This window comes from Photobacterium sp. GJ3 (assembly GCF_018199995.1).
Lineage (GTDB): Bacteria > Pseudomonadota > Gammaproteobacteria > Enterobacterales > Vibrionaceae > Photobacterium.
Genome location: NZ_CP073579.1, coordinates 112,041 through 129,883, shown reverse-complemented (window position 1 = coordinate 129,883; position 17,843 = coordinate 112,041). Strand labels below are relative to the sequence as shown.

General features: G+C 52.0%; 17 protein-coding genes and 2 pseudogenes. 8 read left to right on the top strand and 11 right to left on the bottom strand.

Annotated features, from left to right (window positions below):
- Positions 1-156 precede the first annotated feature (156 nt).
- Entirely contained in the window at positions 157-879 is a 723-nt protein-coding gene (locus tag KDD30_RS17435) for a YebC/PmpR family DNA-binding transcriptional regulator (RefSeq protein WP_211651282.1), read from the top strand.
- Positions 880-1,119: 240 nt separating this feature from the next.
- Here KDD30_RS17435 and fhuB read toward each other — a convergent pair whose 3' ends face one another.
- The 6 genes and pseudogenes from fhuB to KDD30_RS17405 all read right to left on the bottom strand — a co-directional run bounded on the left by fhuB (position 1,120) and on the right by KDD30_RS17405 (position 7,660).
- Complete coding sequence (fhuB, locus tag KDD30_RS17430; RefSeq protein ID WP_371826116.1) at positions 1,120-3,096, bottom strand: Fe(3+)-hydroxamate ABC transporter permease FhuB; 1,977 nt, start codon at positions 3,094-3,096, stop codon at positions 1,120-1,122.
- Positions 3,097-3,099: 3 nt separating this feature from the next.
- Positions 3,100-4,071 (bottom strand): iron-siderophore ABC transporter substrate-binding protein, encoded by a 972-nt coding sequence (locus KDD30_RS17425; protein ID WP_371826115.1) that lies wholly within the window; start codon positions 4,069-4,071, stop codon positions 3,100-3,102.
- A gap of 34 nt (positions 4,072-4,105) precedes the next feature.
- Entirely contained in the window at positions 4,106-4,894 is a 789-nt protein-coding gene (locus KDD30_RS17420; protein WP_211651281.1) for an ABC transporter ATP-binding protein, read from the bottom strand.
- A 29-nt stretch (positions 4,895-4,923) separates the two neighbouring features.
- On the bottom strand, positions 4,924-5,706 hold the full coding sequence (locus KDD30_RS17415; protein ID WP_211651280.1) for a siderophore ferric iron reductase: 783 nt from the start codon (positions 5,704-5,706) through the stop codon (positions 4,924-4,926).
- Positions 5,707-5,994: 288 nt separating this feature from the next.
- Entirely contained in the window at positions 5,995-6,687 is a 693-nt protein-coding gene (locus tag KDD30_RS17410) for a hypothetical protein (RefSeq protein WP_211651279.1), read from the bottom strand.
- Positions 6,688-6,743: 56 nt separating this feature from the next.
- Positions 6,744-7,660: pseudogene (locus KDD30_RS17405) on the bottom strand (DUF808 domain-containing protein).
- Positions 7,661-7,977: 317 nt separating this feature from the next.
- On the opposite strand from KDD30_RS17405, the gene KDD30_RS17400 reads away from it, so the two are divergent.
- The 5 genes from KDD30_RS17400 to KDD30_RS17380 are packed head-to-tail and all read left to right on the top strand — an operon-like array spanning position 7,978 to position 12,623.
- Complete coding sequence (locus tag KDD30_RS17400; RefSeq protein WP_211651278.1) at positions 7,978-9,093, top strand: cytochrome c oxidase subunit II; 1,116 nt, start codon at positions 7,978-7,980, stop codon at positions 9,091-9,093.
- A gap of 21 nt (positions 9,094-9,114) precedes the next feature.
- Entirely contained in the window at positions 9,115-10,890 is a 1,776-nt protein-coding gene (gene ctaD, locus KDD30_RS17395) for a cytochrome c oxidase subunit I (protein ID WP_211651277.1), read from the top strand.
- Complete coding sequence (locus KDD30_RS17390; protein WP_211651276.1) at positions 10,887-11,498, top strand: cytochrome c oxidase subunit 3; 612 nt, start codon at positions 10,887-10,889, stop codon at positions 11,496-11,498. The genes ctaD and KDD30_RS17390 overlap by 4 nt, the downstream gene beginning before the upstream one ends.
- A 33-nt stretch (positions 11,499-11,531) precedes the next feature.
- The gene (locus tag KDD30_RS17385; RefSeq protein WP_371826136.1) at positions 11,532-12,251 is read left to right on the top strand and encodes a heme-copper oxidase subunit III family protein; all 720 of its coding nucleotides are present in this window, start codon (positions 11,532-11,534) and stop codon (positions 12,249-12,251) included.
- A 30-nt stretch (positions 12,252-12,281) separates the two neighbouring features.
- Positions 12,282-12,623 (top strand): cytochrome C oxidase subunit IV family protein, encoded by a 342-nt coding sequence (locus tag KDD30_RS17380; protein ID WP_211651274.1) that lies wholly within the window; start codon positions 12,282-12,284, stop codon positions 12,621-12,623.
- 212 nt (positions 12,624-12,835) lie between these two features.
- On the opposite strand, the gene KDD30_RS17375 is transcribed toward KDD30_RS17380, so the two are convergent.
- Complete coding sequence (locus KDD30_RS17375) at positions 12,836-13,393, bottom strand: NAD/FAD-utilizing enzyme (RefSeq protein WP_211651273.1); 558 nt, start codon at positions 13,391-13,393, stop codon at positions 12,836-12,838.
- Positions 13,394-13,610: 217 nt separating this feature from the next.
- Here KDD30_RS17375 and KDD30_RS17370 point away from each other — a divergent pair, with 217 nt between their 5' ends.
- Positions 13,611-13,799 (top strand): hypothetical protein, encoded by a 189-nt coding sequence (locus tag KDD30_RS17370; RefSeq protein ID WP_211651861.1) that lies wholly within the window; start codon positions 13,611-13,613, stop codon positions 13,797-13,799.
- Positions 13,800-13,835: 36 nt separating this feature from the next.
- Here KDD30_RS17370 and KDD30_RS17365 read toward each other — a convergent pair whose 3' ends face one another.
- A complete protein-coding gene (locus tag KDD30_RS17365) occupies positions 13,836-14,480 on the bottom strand; it encodes a CatB-related O-acetyltransferase (protein WP_211651272.1) in 645 nt (214 codons plus the stop codon).
- A 443-nt stretch (positions 14,481-14,923) separates the two neighbouring features.
- Here KDD30_RS17365 and KDD30_RS17360 point away from each other — a divergent pair.
- Positions 14,924-15,339, top strand: a pseudogene (locus tag KDD30_RS17360) (hypothetical protein).
- A gap of 230 nt (positions 15,340-15,569) precedes the next feature.
- On the opposite strand, the gene KDD30_RS17355 reads toward KDD30_RS17360, so the two are convergent.
- The 3 genes from KDD30_RS17355 to KDD30_RS17345 all read right to left on the bottom strand — a co-directional run bounded on the left by KDD30_RS17355 (position 15,570) and on the right by KDD30_RS17345 (position 17,617).
- The gene (locus KDD30_RS17355) at positions 15,570-16,313 is read right to left on the bottom strand and encodes a carbon-nitrogen hydrolase family protein (protein WP_211651271.1); all 744 of its coding nucleotides are present in this window, start codon (positions 16,311-16,313) and stop codon (positions 15,570-15,572) included.
- Between the two features lie 23 nt (positions 16,314-16,336).
- The gene (locus KDD30_RS17350) at positions 16,337-16,801 is read right to left on the bottom strand and encodes a GNAT family N-acetyltransferase (protein WP_211651270.1); all 465 of its coding nucleotides are present in this window, start codon (positions 16,799-16,801) and stop codon (positions 16,337-16,339) included.
- Positions 16,802-16,897: 96 nt separating this feature from the next.
- Positions 16,898-17,617: a DUF2799 domain-containing protein gene (locus KDD30_RS17345; RefSeq protein WP_211651269.1), complete on the bottom strand. Its 720-nt coding sequence runs from the start codon at positions 17,615-17,617 to the stop codon at positions 16,898-16,900.
- Positions 17,618-17,843 lie beyond the last annotated feature (226 nt).

Here is a 17,843-nt window from a genome sequence, read left to right as displayed (position 1 = left end):
CGAAATAAGCCTGAATTCTGAATGAAAACGGGTGCAATCGCACTTTCTTGTTCATTGACCCGCAGAAGCGGGTCACTTGGTACTAGCCTAAATACAGAGCCTGCTGATAAAATCAGTCCACCTATCGAAAATATCAATGACAGAGAGTGATTCCCCATGGGACGCAGTTTCGAAGTTCGTAAAGCCTCAATGGCAAAAACCCAAGGCGCTAAAATCAAGGTCTATTCCAAGTACGGTAAAGAGATCTACATGTGCGCGAAAAACGGTGGTATTGATCCAGACAGTAACCTGTCGCTCCGCCGTCTGATGGAAAAAGCGAAGAAAGATCAGGTGCCGGGCCACGTGATCGACAAAGCAATTGATAAAGCCAAAGGTGGCGGCGGTGAAGACTTCTCAACCGCACGTTATGAAGGTTTCGGCCCTGGCGGCTGCTCTGTCATCGTTGACTGCCTGACAGACAACAACAACCGGACCTACATGGACGTTCGCCAGTGCTTTGTGAAAAACAACGCCAAGATTGGTGCACCGGGTGCTGTGGCACACATGTTCGATCATCAGGCGGTTTTCCAGTTCCAGGGCGATGATGAAGAAGCCGTCATGGAAGCCCTGATCATGGCAGACGTTGATGTGTCTGACATTGAAGCAGAAGACGGCGCCATCACTGTATTTGCACCACACACTGAGTTCTTCAAAGTGAAGAACGCATTGTCTGATGCCATGCCGGATGTCGCGATGGACGTGGAAGAAATTACCTTCGTTCCACAAGCCATGCACCCGGTCGCGGGCGACGATGTTGCAGCATTCGAGAAGTTCATGGATATGCTGAACGAATGTGACGACGTACAGAACGTTTACCACAACGCAGAGATTGAAGGTTAATACCAATCAAAGTAAGTAAATGTTCAGAAATAGCGCAGGGGAAACGTTTGAGAACAAGGCAGACTTTTTAGATCAGTCCTGATTCTACAATCAAAAAATCTAACGCAGTTATCGAACATTTGAACAAGCTAGGATGACCAGTTATTTACTGTGATTGGTATAATCCAGCCGTTCAATCACAAAAAGCCGGATCACTTTGCGAATCCGGCTTTTTTGTCTTTTTACGATATTGCCCGGCTTCTAGACCGAGCGCGCCCTGCCCCGAATCAGCAAGAACAGAAAGTAACTGCCGCCAATCACTGACACCAGCGTTCCTGCTGCAATTTGTGCCGGGAATAACACGGTCTGTCCGACCCAATCGGCCACGAGCATCACCACGCCCCCAACCAACGACGCAACTATCAACTGCTCCCGAGCTTGCTTCGCCCCCAGCATCACGGCCATATGCGGTGCCAGAAGCCCCACAAACGCGACCGGCCCCATGGTTGCAGTCACCAGCGCACACAAGAGTGCCACTGTCGCCAGCAGCAGCGCACTGCACAGCGTGACGTTAAGGCCACGCGCTGCAGCAAACTGACGTCCGGCAGAAATCAGAGTCAACCAGCGGGATGTCATCAGGGTGAAGGTGAATAACACCCCCACCCCAGCCATCAGAAACAGTGCTTTGCCTGCCGTCACCCGATAAGTCGAACCCGCCAACCAGGTCAGAATGCTGTAGCTGTCCTGTGTGCCTTTAGCGAGTGCAAACTGAACCAGCGCATCAATCAGTGCTGTGAGTGCAATCCCGATCAGAATCAGGCTGGACGGTGCAAAGTGGTGCCGGCGACCCAGAACCAGCAGTACAGCAAGGACCACCAAACTACCGGTAAAGGCCAGAACAGAACCTGCGGCAAAAATATTGATCCCTAAAAAAACACTGGCACCAACCAGCGCAAAGGTCGCCCCGGCAGATATCCCCAGAATATCCGGGCTGGCCAGCGGATTATAAATCAAACGCTGTAAAATCGTTCCAGCCAGCGCCAATCCGACGCCGGCACTCAGTGCTGTCAGCATGCGTGGCCAACGCAGTTCCCATTGATAAGCGCTGGGCACAGTCATCTGCCAGGCATGGCCATCCGTCACGAAACATGCACTCAGCACCAGCATACCTGCAACGACGCTCAGCAAGACCGGTTGCGTCCAGCGAGCCAGACGATCCCGGCTTGGGGGCAGTTTGATGGACACCTGATCCTGTGCTTTCATCTTTCTGCGACTAAACCACAACAATGCTGGTGCCCCAATGGCAGCCGCCGTGATACCGCTCGGAATTGCATCCAGCGTCCATTGGCTCAGCAGTTGTGCCACGGCATCGGTGGCAACCAGCAGGAATGCACCCAGCAATGCGCTGGCATAGAGCTCCAGTTTCGGGGTTCTTGCGCCCAGCGCTCTGGCAATGTTCGGGGTGAGCAGGCCAATAAAACTAATCACGCCCACGGTGGTAATCGAAGCTGCCACCAGCCAGAGTCCAATCGCCATCAGGCAGATGAAAGCAGGGACGACATTCAACCCGCGAGCCGCCGCGCCCTGATGTCCCAACCGCATCAGCGTCAGAATTCGCGGCGCAAAAACCAGCAACAGCAGCGAAACGGACAATCTAGGCAACAGCCATTGCACCGACTCCCAACCATTCTGAGTCAGATCCCCGGCGCCCCAGATAAAGACGTTTTTCGCATATTCGGCGTTCAGCAGAATGATTGCACTGGCAACAGCGCCAAGCAAAATATTGACGACCATTCCCGACAATACCAAGGGCAGCCCGGTCATATTCTTTGGTCCGGCAATAAATATCACCAGAAACAGAGACAGCATCGCCCCAACCATCGCTGCCAGCGCGCTGTGGTCACCAACCCAATCAGGAAACCAGACATTGACGATAATCAATGCCAGCCAGGCACCGGAGGAAGTCCCCAGCGTTAAAGGGGAAGTGAGCGGATTCTGAGTCAGCTGTTGCATCAGGCTTCCTACTAACCCAAGCATCGCACCGACCATCAGGCCCATGACTAAGCGGGGAAGCTGGGCAAACGTGAACATCACGTCGCCAAAGGCATCTGCAGGCTCGCCAGAGATTAACGCCAGTTGCCGCGAGAGCGTCAGATCCCCCCCAATCTGCAAGCTGGCAAACGTAACCGACAGCAACGCCAGCAGCATGAGTGGAAAAACAGTCACTGTGCGGGTCATGGATCAGTCCTGTCCGCCTTGTTTCACAACTGCAGGTGGATTTGGAGCAATCGCCAGTAAGCTATCCGCCATGGCTTCTGCAATGTAACGAATGGACATTGCGCCACCGTAATTCCAGACCGACGCAACACTGTTGACGTGACCGGCACGGACAAAGGGCATGGCGTTCCAGATCACGGAGCGCTGAAGCTGTTTCTCTTCATGAAAAGGCTTGAAGTACAACACGTAGCTGTCACCCGCTTTCTGAAGATCCATCAGCCGTTTCTGAACAATGCCCCACTCGGTCGCCGGTAACGGCATCGCGGGCGTCAGGCCTAACTGAGTCAGTGCATAGTTCGTGGTAGAGTTCTGGCTATAGAGATACACCGAAGTCTGATTCGCAAAACGCATCGCCAGCACTCGGGGCGGTTGGCCGTTGTACGCCTGATTCAGCTGCGCTTTCAGCACTGAAAATCGCTCTGACATGGCAGATAACTTCTGCTCGGCCAGGGCGGATTTGTCAAAAACAGTCCCGAGCTTGCGGAAATTGTCGATCGCAGCTTCGGCACTGTTCAGCGACTGATGATAGGTTTCGTAGTAAAGCACCGGAGCCAGTGCCTCCAGCCGTGGAATTAAATCTTTTTGCGGAGACGCAGCCAGAATCAGATCCGGCTTGAGCTCGGCAATTTTCTCCAGATTCGGTTCCGTTCGCGTCCCGATATCCGCAACGCCGTCTGGCATGGCAGGCTGAACCACCCATTCCTGATACCCCGGAATATTTGGCACGCCAATCGGCTGAACATCCAATTCCAGTACCTGCTCGGCCAGATCCCAGTTCAGCACAACCACACGCTGGGGGGGCGCTGTCAGTTGGTGCTCACCCCGGCTGTCGGACACGGTCATTGCGGCCTGAACCGCACTCGTGGCCAACATCGCTGCGGCCCATACGCCAGCCTGCACCAGCAGTACTGATTTTTGAAACATTCGATTTTTCATACTTTTTCCACGTCTGCTGCGATCGATTGGCGTATTACTCGCAAACCACAGCAACTTTTTGTGCGGTTGACTTGCCATCATCCATGGGATGATCCATCAACTGAATTTTGGTTTCGTAGAGATCCGACAGTCTGGTCTCGTCCATCAGCACATCATCTTTTGGGCCGGTGAAAGCAATCTGTCCCTGCTTCAGCGCCACAATGTGCGTGGCATAGCGTAAGGCCAGATTCAGATCGTGCAGAATCACGATCACACCGCAGCCCGTCTCGCGGTTCAGATCCGCAAGTAAAGCCATTAACTGATACTGATGATGAATATCCAGTGCCGATGTGGGCTCATCCAGAATGAGTACCGGGGACTGCTGCGCCAGCAGCATCGACACCCAGGCCCGCTGACGCTCACCACCAGACAACTGATCGGCGAGACTGTCTGCAAACCGTAATGTGCCGGTTTTCTGCATCGCAGATTCAATGATGGCCTGATCGTCGGACTGCCAGCGACCCAAAGTCCCCCGCCAGGGGAAACGGCCCAATTTAACCAGTTCTCTGACGGTCAGTCCCGCTACGTCAGGCAGTTTCTGAGGCAGAAAAGCCACTTCCCGTGCCAGTGCTTTCGCAGACAGCGTAGAAAGTGGCTTCTGATTGAGCAGAATGTCGCCTTGATCTGGCGCCATTTGTCCGGAAAGGAGATTGACCAGTGTCGATTTACCAGAGCCGTTATGACCCAGCACCATGGTAAACGCACGGGTATCAATACTAAGCTGATCAATGCTCAGAATATCGCGCTCATCTCGGTGAACGCGAACATGATTGAGTTCATACATCTTCTTGTCTTATGTCGTGCACTGTCCGATCAGCACTTACTTTTCGGGCAATTCTCGCAATATTTGCCGTCATCCCGGCGATAATGCATGCAGCAGCTCACCCTCATTTGCTGCCACGAACTATCCGTTTCTGAACGATACAGTGTATTGATATGTTTTGCGGGTAGCCCCAGGCTTTCAAGCCACCAGATGGCATGCTGCTGGACAGCGTCCGCCGGCAAACTGTCCGGAAGCGTATTGTGGTAACGCAGTAACACAGCCAGAACCGAATCCGCCAGTAACTGGCGGGTAAAACCGGGACGAATCCGGGTATGATTCTCCATCTGCTGTCGCAGATCTTCATAGAGTTCAACCAGCTCCCGGCCAGCACAGCCGATGAGCTTTTGCGTATCACCCTCACACCACGCGCTGTTTTTGCTGAAGCTGTATCCGGCCACCCAGCCTTCCTGATTGTACTGCTGCACAATCTGGCCCAGCGGAGGCACAGCTTTCACACTGTAAACACAGACAAAAGCCAGATACAGGGGCTGCCAGGTCAGCATTGACCAGCTGCGCGTCGTCCAGTACGGCTGGCCAGCTTCTGGATAATTTTGCTGCCAGTACTGGTAAAGGCTTGCGAGCAGCGCATCATTATTACCTTCCCGGCGAATACTCAACAGCGTGTCCGGAGTCGGAACCCCTTTCATGATTGGAATCAGACGCTCACTGTCGCTGAACAACTGAATCAGATGTTCACGCGGGACCGGCGCGCCCATGCCCGAGGACAGCGCGGGTTGTTCAGGCTTCTGATGTGTTCTCAATGCTGTTGTCATCCGTTCACCAAACTACCATGGTTAAGCTTACTGAATCTTGAGCAAGCGCAAACTCATTAATAACATAAGAATAAATAATAAAGATTATCATTCAAGTTAAATTATCTTTTTGGGGCAAAATCCTTTCAACCCGCTTCGGTGTGATCACAAAAAACAGCAGGCTGTCTAAGAATGGGAACAATAATAACAATGATTCTCAAAACTTTCAGTCAAAAAATGCCTGAGCCGTATCCCGATTCAGGCCTGATCCAGAGAAAGAAATGAAAAACCAGCACAAGGCTGGTTCAATTATTGAGCGGCGGTTGGAAGATCCTGAGGGTTATAGTCTTTGTCGAGCGCTTCCCGTGTGTAGACAACACCCTGTTCTGAAATCCAGTCTCCTCTTTTCAGCAGAATCGACTGGTCTGGTTGAACCGTGTGATGTTGCGGAAAAGCAGCGGTACTGATTGCAATCGGCTGGCCATCCGGGCTCCCCAGATTCAGCAATAAACTTTCATCAACGGGCAACACGCGGATAGTCTGACGAGATGAATAGCTGTGAAAGGATAAGGTATCCGGTTGCAGACCATACACGTCATACCAATCTGATTTCGTCATCAGATATTCACGGTACACCGCACCGATCAGCGGCGTCATCTCGCGCACAATCACAGTGTCTTCCACGATTTCAGATTCGGAAGCCATGGCAGGTTTACCGCGCTCATCCAGTTCAAATGTCATCAGAATCTGCCCCATTTCGCTGCGTTTGGGTAAACGGGCATAAGCGATGGCATCTCTTTTCCACACCTGACCAGATTCACGAAACGCATCGGTCAGTGTCTGTTTCACGGAAAATGAAGTCGCTTCAGCTTCACTGGCCGGAACGGGCTCAGCCTGAGATTCTTCGGGATTGGCATGTGCCTGAAATGAGAAAACAAGAGCCGCCAGTAAAGGCAGGCGGCTCAGAGGAAATACGGGTCTGCTGCGCGTTGTCATGCTCATGCTTATTCTTACTTTGTTCATCAAGAGTCTGACTCAGCATACCCTAAGTCGATATTTTATGCTGCTCGATTCCCGCGCAACCGCTGCCAGAGCGACACAACACCCAGCACCACCAAGCCCGCAATGACGCCAACAATCAGATTGGTGAGCATCGGAACCAGCCAGCTGGCACCCGGTAATTGGTGTAACCGTTCCATCAGCCATTCCAGTGCATGGTGGGCATCCGGCACACTGTGCATGACGATCCCGCCTCCGACCAGAAACATCGCAATGGTCCCGACCACAGCCAGAACCTTCATCAGCTTTGGCGCCGCACTGATCAGCAACTGACCCAAACGGTGCAGCACACTTTTTTCAGGGTGGTGATCAACCAGATAAAAACCACCGTCATCAAGCTTCACGATACCGGCAACCAAGCCATAAACCCCGATGGTCATCAGCACGGCAATCAGGCTGACAACGGCCAGTTGCGTGAGTAAAGGTGTGCCCTGCACCGTCCCCAGCGCAATCACGATGATTTCTGCAGACAGAATAAAATCGGTCCGGATCGCGCCTTTGATTTTATTTTTTTCAAAGGTTTCCAGATCCATATCTTCCGGCAGCGCATCATGATCCTGCAACGCTTCTTCAGCGTCAGCATGCGTCAGCTTGTGCACCACTTTCTCTGCACCTTCGAAACAGAGAAACAAACCCCCAATCAAAAGCAAGGGTGTGATCAGCCAGGGCGCAATTGCACTGATCAGCAGTGCCGCCGGCACCAGAATCAGCTTGTTCCTGAACGATCCCTTAGCAACGGCCCAGACCACAGGAATTTCCCGCTCCGCCTTCACGCCCGCGACCTGCTGCGCATTCAATGCCAGATCATCCCCAGCACACCGGCTGTTTTCCGTGCTGCAACTTTACTCATCACCGCCACATCATCCAGCACGGTTGCAATATCATCCAGCAATGTTAATAAACTTGCGCCTGCCACATCCCCTCCTCAACACATTTGGGAAAAGTCTCTGAAGAACTCAGTCTGGCTGAAAACCAACACTGAGTAACCTCTTTCATCATAAACATTTTTTGTTTTATCCGGGATATCTCATTTCCGGACTCTTTGAGAGAAACTCCGGCCCCCACTCGCGCAGCGTCGTGATGTCCACTAAGCTTTTAATCGAAAAATGAATTCGCTACAGCTCGCCGACCACCAAATCTGCCTGCTGCGTGCGGTAAAAATTCTTTTCTGGGCAGGGTTTACCGATTTGAGTTCCTCTCAAGGATGCGACCAGTTTCAGCAGAAGGTGTTGTATGGCAATCGCCATTGCCTTGATTGTACTTGTTGTTGCTTCCATTCTTTTTCATTTCCTCAGTCCCTGGTGGCTCACGCCAGCCGCCTCAAACTGGGGACAGATCGATCATGCGCTTGATCTGACGCTGATCATCACCGGCGCATTTTTCATTGTTCTGAATCTGATTCTGGCCGGCCTGATCATCCGCTTTCGCCACAAACCGGGCAGAACGTCGCGTTTCCAGCCCGACAGCAAAAAGCTCGAAGCCTGGCTGATTGGCATCACGACACTGGGCATCATCGCGCTGCTGGCACCGGGCCTGCTGGTATACGGCGAATTTGTCAGTGTGCCCAAAGAAGCCCGGACAGTTGAAGTGGTGGGTGAACAGTGGCGATGGCGCTTCCGGTTTCCCGGTGAAGATAATCAACTGGGTAAAAGCGGCACGCAATTCGTCACCGCAACCAATCCGCTGGGGGTCGATCCAGACGATCCGGCCGGTGCCGATGATCGCATCATCCTCACCCCGGAGCTGCATTTACCGCTGTACGCACCTTATAAAATACTGTTGCGCTCTAAGGATGTGCTGCACGATTTCAATGTGCCTCAGTTCAGGGCCAAGATGGATTTAGTTCCCGGTTCAGTCACCCATTTCTGGGTTCGGCCAACGGAACGCGGCCAGTTCGACATTCTCTGTGCAGAGCTGTGTGGCGTTGGTCATTTTAATATGCGCGGTCGGGTGATTGTGGAAGATGAAGCCGAGTTCGGACGCTGGCTTGCCGCTCAACCCACTTTCGCCCAGACTCAGCGTCCGCCAGATACCACAGCGTCTGCAGCAATGTCTGAAGCAGACCGAATCGCCAGGGGAAAGACGCTGTCTGAAGTGAATGGCTGCATGGCCTGTCACAGTATCGACGGTAAACCGGGCATCGGACCCAGTTGGCTAGGTTTGTACGGTAAAACAGAAACCCTGTCGGATGACAGCCAGGTTCAGGTCGATGACGTGTATTTGCGTCGGGCCATTCTGGATGCCAATGCCGAACTCGTGAAAGGCTACCCGGCGGTGATGCCTGTCTACACTTTGAATGAACAGGAAGTAGACGCACTGATCGCTTATATCCGGTCACTGGCGCAGTAGTGCACGCGGCGGGAGGGGGATATGACAACACAGCACAACACACATAGTTACGGACATCCGCAATCTTTCTGGACCCGGTACATCTGGAGTCAGGATCATAAAGTCATTGCGATTCAGTACACCCTGACAGCCATTTTCATGGGACTGATTGCCCTCGTTTTATCCTGGTTGATGCGGTTGCAACTGGGGTTTCCCGGAACCTTCGATTTCATTGATGCGAACACCTATTATCAGTCGCTGACCATGCACGGTATGATCATGGTCGTCTACCTGCTGACCGCTCTGTTTCTGGGTGGATTCGGGAATTACCTGATCCCGCTGATGGTTGGAGCACGCGACATGGTGTTCCCCTTTCTGAACATGCTCAGTTACTGGTTTTACCTGCTCGCTTCCCTGATTCTGATCCTCAGTTTCTTTGTCACCGGGGGGCCGAGCGGCGCGGGCTGGACTTTGTATCCGCCCCAAGCCATTCTGCCCGGTACACCCGGAACCGACTGGGGCATTGTGCTGATGCTGGTTTCACTGGCGGTCTTCATCGTTGCCGCCACTATGGGTGGCCTGAATTATGTCACCACGGTTTTGCAGGCACGAACGCAGGGCATGACTTTGCTGCGCATGCCCCTGACGGTCTGGGGGATTTTCACGGCGTCGGCGATGGCACTGCTGGCGTTTCCGGCGTTATTTGTCAGCGCGGTGATGATGCTGTTCGACAAACTGCTGGGCACCAGTTTTTTCATGCCGGCGGTGATATCTATGGGCCAACTGACAGAGCACAGTGGCGGCAGCCCGATTCTGTTCCAGCACCTGTTCTGGTTCTTCGGGCATCCGGAAGTGTACATTGTGGCATTGCCTGCTTTCGGGATTGTCTCTGATCTCATCAGCATTCACGCCCGCAAAAATATCTTCGGCTACAAAATGATGGTCTGGGCAATTCTGGCTATCGGGGCGCTGAGTTTTGTGGTCTGGGCGCATCATATGTACGTCAGCGGCATGAACCCCTATTTCGGGTTCTTTTTTGCCATTACGACACTGGTTATTGCCGTGCCGACCGCCATCAAGGTCTATAACTGGCTGTTTACCCTCTGGCAGGGCGATATTCACCTGACGCTGCCCATGCTGTTTGCCCTCGCTTTCATCAGTACCTTTGTCATTGGCGGGCTGACCGGCTTATTTCTGGGCAACGTGATCGTTGATATTCCGTTGTCAGACACCTATTTCGTGGTCGCTCATTTCCACATGGTGATGGGGGTCTCGCCGATTCTGGCCATTTTTGGTGGCCTCTATCACTGGTATCCCAAAGTCACCGGCCGAATGCTGAATCACACCATGGGACACATCCATTTCTGGGTCACTTTCATCGGGACCTATGCCATTTATTTCCCGATGCACTATCTGGGCGTACTGGGGATGCCAAGACGCTATTTTGCCTTTGAAGACTACAGTTTCATTCCCGAATCTGCCCAGCATCTGAACGCCTTTATCACGGTCGCTGCGCTGATCGTTGGCTCGGCACAGCTTTTGTTTATCTACAACCTGTATTGGAGTTGGCGCCATGAGCAAGCCGTCGGCGGAAATCCATGGCGCGCCACATCTCTGGAATGGCAGACCCCGGAAACGCCCCCTGAACACGGTAACTGGGGAGAGACACTGCCAGTGGTCTACCGCTGGGCCTATGACTTCAGCGTGCCCGGTGCAGCAGAAGATTTTCTGCCGCAAAATCAACCACCAGATTCACAGCCGGAGGCAGCGCCTGAGACGCCACCAGCCGACTTGCAATCCAAAGGGTCTGAGCCATGAGCCGGAAAACACTCACAACGCTGGCCTCGGGCCACCTGAGTCCGCACCCCAACGCACGATTCCAGCCAGCCGAGCCCACGGCCATCGCCGCCACAGGTTTATGGATATTGATGGGCGTGATTGGTGCGCTATTTTTTCTGTTTACCGTCGCCTATGCCATTCGTCAGGGCCTGAGCGACTGGCAACCCTTGCAGGAACCCTGGCAATTACTGATCAGCACAACATTACTGGTACTCAGTTGTGTCAGTCTTCATTTTGCAGCCCGTAAAGCACGGCTCCTGCCCTCACTGGTTGCCTGCAGGCGTGAACTCTTCCTCACGCTTGGTTTCACCCTGGGCTTTATCACTGCACAGTTATGGGCCTGGCTGGCTCTGGTTGAAATCAACCAGGGCTTGCTTGCCAACCCGGCCAACAGCTTTTTCTATCTGCTGACCGGCTTACATGCCATCCATGTAATCGGCGGTTTAATCGCGTTAGGCCTGGTCATTTATCAGGTCTGGCAGGGACGCAGAGATCACCTGCACATCTGGTTACAGCTTTGTGCACGGTATTGGCACTTTCTTTTATTTATCTGGTTGTTTTTGCTGGGATTGCTCCGCCTGACCTGAACGCGGACGCCCGAAACCAGAGAGGTTTGAATGATGAAAACCCAACAACCTCAATCCCCCACGCTGGGAAGGATCAACGGCTGGACAAGTGTGGTCTCGGACTATGCCGCAGACAAAGCGGTTTTCCGGGTTTCAGCCAACAAAACCATGATGTGGATTTTCCTGCTCAGCGATACCTTTGTCTTCGGCTGTTTTCTGGTCGGCTACATGTCTGTACGCATGACCACGACAGACCCCTGGCCGCTGGCCAGTGAAGTTTTTGCCCTGACCATCGCCGGGCATTCGATTCCGCTGATCCTGATCGCGATCATGACATTCGTGCTGATTACCAGTAGTGGCACTATGGCCATGGCGGTGAATTGCGGCTATCAGGGAAAACGTTACGCTGCGGCTTTGCTGATGCTGACCACCGCATTGCTGGGGCTGACTTTTGTGGGCATGCAGGCGTTTGAATGGAGCAAACTGATCGAAGAAGGGGTCCGCCCCTGGGGAAATGAGGCTGGCGCCTCTCAATTCGGGGCCGCATTTTTTATGATCACGGGGTTTCATGGCCTGCATGTCAGCGTGGGCGTGATTTACCTGACCGTCGTCGCCATTCGGGTCGCACTTGGGAAATACGACCGGCAACAAACCGACCCGCATGCTGCCGGTGTACAGGGCGGCCGGTATGAAATCGTCGAAATCGCCGGGTTATATTGGCACTTCGTCGATCTAGTCTGGGTGTTTATTTTCGCATTTTTCTATCTGTGGTAATGGAACAATCGGCCATTGAAGGAGGTTCTGATGTCTGACACAGATCTCACGAATCAATCTGCACAGCAGCACCCCATCCGTCTGTATCTCAACGTCTGGGGATTACTCTTTGTTCTCAGTACGCTGTCCTATCTGGTGGATTATTTCCATCTGCAAGGTATGTTGCGCTGGAGTCTGATTCTGTTGTTTATGGCCGTGAAGGCTGGATTGATCGCGGCCATTTTCATGCACATGCGCTGGGAACGGCTGGCGCTGGTGTACACCATATTTATACCGCCCTTGGTGCTGCTTGTATTGGTCGGACTGATGGCCAGTGAAGCCAGCTATATCTCAGCACTGCGGACATGGTTCTTCAGCCTGCCGGGGGGTTAATTGTTCAGCGTCTTGTTCTGACGCCGGGCCTTGCGGATGTTCAGTTGCGTGGGCATGGCCTGAAATTATGGCGCTCAAAGCGCGTCTCTCCCCACGCTTGAAAAGAGTAGGGAACGATGCGGATACCCAATTTCGGGGGGAGCCAGGTATCGCGCTCATCTGAAGGCTGCCGTCGTTACCACACGCACTTGCCGGTAAAGCGAAAAGCAACCTTATGGCAAAGTTTTCATCATCCGCTGCCAGCGATGATGCATCGCAACCAGCCAGTGTGGCGGCGATTTCCCCGTGCCGGCGGGTTTCAGCTTGTCATGTGCCAAAATAATACTGGCAAGCTTCATTTCCTGATTCGGTTCCACATCGACCATCAGAACATGCTTGCCGGATTTGAGTACATTTTTAAACCGACGGAACTGATAATGCAGTTCCTGAAATCCAAACAACCCACCTTCCCAGGTAATAAATCCGAGGATCGCAATCGCCAGCAGTATAAATGGGGCCCAGCCGACAGCATCCGTGACGCCCGATGCATAGGCAGCAATCAGAATCCCAGCAGCAACAATCACGCCGATCACCGCACCGATTTCCGTTGAGTGAACCACATCATTGCGCATCACCGACTGAACCGGATGCAGATCTTTATGTGTCGATACCTCAGCATCTTTATCACTCAGCACATGAATCTGCGGCGGGGTAAAGCCACTCAGCTCAAGCTCATGTTCCACCAACTCAAGCTCATCCAAGTCATCACTGATATAAAAAACCCGTTTCATAGTTGCCTCCCGAGGCAGTAAATGAAGAAGGTTACTATTCAGTTTACAGGGCATTTTCAGAATGATGCGCTGAAATGAAAACTAATTGCTCGCAGAAACGTCAGGTTATCCTGACAGGCTTTCCTTATCGCACGAGCAATATTTGACAGCTATTTCACAATCCGGCGAAGCGGATCGGGTAGAGTGGCAACTTTTGACACGCACTCTGAAGAAAACCATGAAGAAACTGACATTATTCAGCCTGCTGGTAGTCAGCCTGTCTCTGACGGGTTGCCAATTGACCCATGTGGAAGGTGAAGTGGATGGTGTGAACATCAAAGCCACCACCAATGGTGATTATCGTGACGATCACTCACATGGCGGCGGCTTCTGCCCTCCCGGACAAGCAAAAAAAGGCCGCTGTTAAACCAGCGGCTTTTTTCACATCCCTGTCGGTTTGGTGTCAGTCGATGGTTTTTGACTGATCGTAGGCATCCGATGCCTGCTTGAGTGCTTCAATATCATCGGCACACAGATACCTTTTCAGTGCGTCGAATTTTTTCGCAGGCCAGTCGTATATCTTCAATGCCAGCAGCGCATCAATCACTGCGGGTTCAAACCGATATTTCACCCGCTTCGCCGGAGAACCGGCAACCACGCTGTAAGGCGCGACGTCTTTGGTCACGACACTATTGGCTGCAACAATGGCACCTTCACCAATCGTGACACCGGGCATGATCATCGAACGCATTCCCAGCCAGACGCCATCCTGAATCACGGTGTCCCCTTTGCCGACATAAGCTTCTTCGATGAAGTCCATGAAAGGATACAGACAAAACCAATCCCCCCGATGGGTATGGTTTCCCCCCATTAGAATGACAACCTCAGCAGCGATACAGACGCAATCGCCGATTCGCAGCTGATCGATCGGCCATTTCGGTTCCCACTGACGGCTGATTTCATCGCCATGAAGATAACGCACCACAGATGCTTCAAACCCGTCATCCCAGCAATCGCTGTAGTAACTGCGGGTTCCTTTCACAAGAATGTTCGGATTCGTTACAACCTCATGTAACAACTGAACTTTCGACCAATGTTTTTCGCTCATTTTCAACCTGTTTTCACATTCAATAATTTCACCCACAGGGGAAATTTCCACTGCGGGACCTTGTTGATTGACGGCCGGAGGCGTCAGTGAATTCGGGGTTGTTTAAGCCAAGGGATCAGTTTCATGAAGTCTGCTTTTCAAAATCTGTGCGGCGCTATCTTAACGACTACTTTCGAACGGGTAAACCCATTCATTCGGCATGTAATTCCGCCAGCGGTAATGTGGGACGCCGTCTTCTCATCAATAGACTTCCAACTGTTCTCATCTTCAGATTGTTCAGAATGCCACGCGATCAAACAAAGCACTCACACCTTGTTACACTTGTTTTTCCTTGTTTCGGAAGGATATTTGTGATCAACACCAAATGTTGAACCATACTCACGCTGTGAACAGAACATCAGCTAGCTGCCATTTTGATGAATTTTAACCCATAGGAAGAATCAATGAATTTATTAAAAACATCACTCGCGGCAAGTTTAATCATCACAGCTTTCGGCGCTGCAAGCTTTGCTCATGCAGCAAACAGTGTCAAAGGTAGCGACCAGGATGTTTCGGGGGGAACCGTCTCCGCCGAGATGATCGAATCCGATGCGAATGGCTGGTTAGTGGTACACCGAACCGACAAAAACATGAAACCCGGTCCGGTCGTTGGATATTCCCCGGTCAAGAAAGGCGCGAACCAGGACGTTACCGCGATTTTAATGGAACCTGTGAATTCCGGGGACATGCTGATGCTCATGCTCCATGGCGAAGGGGCGGAATGAAGACCGGTGTTTTTGAGTACACACTGGGCGCCAAAGAAGATGGTCCTATCCGTGAAGACGGCAAGCTGATCATGGACGTCATCACCGTTCAATAACGTGCTCATGTTCAGAAAAGATTCATCAGGCCAGAGCATCACTCTGGCCTTCTTTCGAACCGTGGTTCATGTCCATCATTTCGCGGAAAGATACTGCCGAATCACCTGCTGCACGTCATCACTCTCCCATCGCAGCCCTTGCGCGTAGAGTTCCTCAACCTTCGCATTGGAGCGAGAAAATTCTCCGACCTGTCGTTACAGGAAACGTTGATCATCCCACTTGATGTATTTCATTGAGTGCTGATGATCTGTACCCGTTCCGTCTTGCAATCCAATATCGCGACTGCGGCCTCATCGACAGGCATTTGAAGAATAAGGCGACCATCGGGTGCGATGACTTTACTGCCACCCAGCCCTGTAATGGATGGATCATTCAGTGACTCCGGCCAGTTACATTGAATCACCCAGGTTTTGAGTTGCTGCGCGATAGAAACAGCCCCCTGAAAATAGCGGTGGTTTACGTCATTATCCTGAGAGCCAATATACGCAGGCCATAAAACGAAATGGAAGTTAACCCCTTGAGATTGCTGAACAAACCAACTGACATCTTCGGCTTCCCGACAAAGAAAAGCCCCGATGTATTGATCCTGATAAGCAAGGGGGGAGCGATCAGTTCCTGCCGAGAAAAAGCTGGCTTCACTCGGCGTGAGCCCAACTTTATCCCATTGAATGAGCACTTCTCCTTGAGCCGAAATCGCCAGATAACTGTTGTAGCCTGATGAATGCTCGAAGATTGGTGCGCCAATAAACGCCATGACGCCTGCGGAGCGGCAAGCATCAGCAACCTCCTGGAGTGCAGGTTTGATCAAAGAGGAAGCGCATTGTGACCGGATGTCACGGTGAAATCCGCTGAGACTAAGCTCAGGAAAGATCAGCGCATCCAGAGTTGAATATTGATGAATGTACCCACAAATGGCCTGACAGTTTTCCGCCGTGGTCCAGGCCATCGGCATTTGAATCACCCCAAGTTTCATCCGCTCTCCTCGTACGCGTCAAATCATCCTCGGCTCACGCCAATCTTCTTAAAATACGGCTGATAATGTGTGTTTTTCTGATAGCCAAGGGATTCGTATAAACGTTGCGCCGAGAGGTTCTCCACAGACGTTTCCAGTGCAATACCTTTTGCTTGTGTGGCGGTGGCATGCGCTTCCACAGTGGCCAGTAATGCCGTGCCAACACCCTGTCCGCGCGCTTGGTCCACCACATACAGATCATTGAGCGTCCAAAACTGCTGGAGGGAAATAGAACTGAATCCCGGATATAAGGTTGCAAAACCAAGCAGTTGATGACCTTCGGCAGCAATCAAGAAAACAGCTTCGTCTCGTTTCAGCCGGGTTTCAATCCAACGGCCAGCATCAGCTTCCGTTTCATGGGGGCTGCTGCCCGCAGAGAGCTGGCGGTAGGCGTGAAATAATGTCTGTAATGCGACGACATCCGACAATGTAGCGGCTCTGATTTCCATGAGATGTCTTGCTTCCTGGTTGGGATGTATTCGGGGGCGTCAGGTTTCATCCAGTGGCTCCCTGCTTCATGCAAGGAACCACCGGAAAGACTGTGCTCAGAACAAGTCCACAATGTTTTTGATATTCTGGAAAGTATTTTCAGTTGTCGATAAGGTTTCGTAGAATTTCCGGTTGTTATTCAGTTTGACCAGCCGCTCATTCAGCATGGAACGCTGTGCGCTGCTGACATGCTCTGACGCCAGTTGCTGGTTGATCTGGCCGATTTCACGGTCAATTTTATGGACCGCCAGTTCATACTCATAGCGGTTCACTTCAAACTCGGCCCGCTCAAAGTTCGATTTAGCCGATTTCAGTTCTGCGCTGAACATTTTCCGGTCATCGCTCGAGAGCTTGTCATCTTTCAGCTTTTCTTTATAGCTGTGGATCGTGCCTTCAATACCACTGGCATGAGACTTGGCTTTCGCAAGGTTGTAATAAGGCCGGTATCCGGTCAAAAATTCCTGAGACAAGTCTGCCGGGCAAACATTCTCATACGCCTTCATGGCCTCACCAACCATGGTGCCATTTTCATAGGTACAGTAGGATTCCAGCCCGGTACGACGACCGTCCTGATAAGTTTTCAGATCCACTTTGACGCCATATTCCGCGCACTCTTCGCTGTAAATAGCGGCATAGCTTTTTTTCCCGTTCTGACCGTCAGCCAGACCGATCTGATACCAATCTCCCAGCCTGCAATCTTCCTCACTGATTGACGAACACCCCGTCAGGGTCAGCAGAATTGCCATAGTGGCAGGCTTCAGATAACGATGGTTCATGAATCTGTACTTCCTCATTAATGATTCTTCTATCCGGCACTTGATTACTTGATTGATGATGAGTGTCGCATCATGGCGTTCCGTGCACCCTGTATGGCACCACTCATCACTGAGTGCGGCGTTTCTCCTTGAATTGTTAATCCTTCACGCTTCAAGTTGCCCGTTTCATGCAATAAAACGCGGCCAAAGATATACTACAACCTGTCTCATATCCATGGTTTTGGTC

Excerpts from the sequence above, each read along its gene's own strand:
- KDD30_RS17435 (WP_211651282.1), top strand. The coding sequence starts at position 157 with ATGGGACGCAGTTTCGAAGTTCGTAAAGCCTCAATGGCAAAAACCCAA.
- fhuB (WP_371826116.1), bottom strand. The coding sequence starts at position 3,096 with ATGACCCGCACAGTGACTGTTTTTCCACTCATGCTGCTGGCGTTGCTG.
- KDD30_RS17425 (WP_371826115.1), bottom strand. The coding sequence starts at position 4,071 with ATGAAAAATCGAATGTTTCAAAAATCAGTACTGCTGGTGCAGGCTGGC.
- KDD30_RS17420 (WP_211651281.1), bottom strand. The coding sequence starts at position 4,894 with ATGTATGAACTCAATCATGTTCGCGTTCACCGAGATGAGCGCGATATT.
- KDD30_RS17415 (WP_211651280.1), bottom strand. The coding sequence starts at position 5,706 with ATGACAACAGCATTGAGAACACATCAGAAGCCTGAACAACCCGCGCTG.
- KDD30_RS17410 (WP_211651279.1), bottom strand. The coding sequence starts at position 6,687 with ATGAGCATGACAACGCGCAGCAGACCCGTATTTCCTCTGAGCCGCCTG.
- KDD30_RS17400 (WP_211651278.1), top strand. The coding sequence starts at position 7,978 with ATGGCAATCGCCATTGCCTTGATTGTACTTGTTGTTGCTTCCATTCTT.
- ctaD (WP_211651277.1), top strand. The coding sequence starts at position 9,115 with ATGACAACACAGCACAACACACATAGTTACGGACATCCGCAATCTTTC.
- KDD30_RS17390 (WP_211651276.1), top strand. The coding sequence starts at position 10,887 with ATGAGCCGGAAAACACTCACAACGCTGGCCTCGGGCCACCTGAGTCCG.
- KDD30_RS17385 (WP_371826136.1), top strand. The coding sequence starts at position 11,532 with ATGAAAACCCAACAACCTCAATCCCCCACGCTGGGAAGGATCAACGGC.
- KDD30_RS17380 (WP_211651274.1), top strand. The coding sequence starts at position 12,282 with ATGTCTGACACAGATCTCACGAATCAATCTGCACAGCAGCACCCCATC.
- KDD30_RS17375 (WP_211651273.1), bottom strand. The coding sequence starts at position 13,393 with ATGAAACGGGTTTTTTATATCAGTGATGACTTGGATGAGCTTGAGTTG.
- KDD30_RS17370 (WP_211651861.1), top strand. The coding sequence starts at position 13,611 with ATGAAGAAACTGACATTATTCAGCCTGCTGGTAGTCAGCCTGTCTCTG.
- KDD30_RS17365 (WP_211651272.1), bottom strand. The coding sequence starts at position 14,480 with ATGAGCGAAAAACATTGGTCGAAAGTTCAGTTGTTACATGAGGTTGTA.
- KDD30_RS17355 (WP_211651271.1), bottom strand. The coding sequence starts at position 16,313 with ATGAAACTTGGGGTGATTCAAATGCCGATGGCCTGGACCACGGCGGAA.
- KDD30_RS17350 (WP_211651270.1), bottom strand. The coding sequence starts at position 16,801 with ATGGAAATCAGAGCCGCTACATTGTCGGATGTCGTCGCATTACAGACA.
- KDD30_RS17345 (WP_211651269.1), bottom strand. The coding sequence starts at position 17,617 with ATGAACCATCGTTATCTGAAGCCTGCCACTATGGCAATTCTGCTGACC.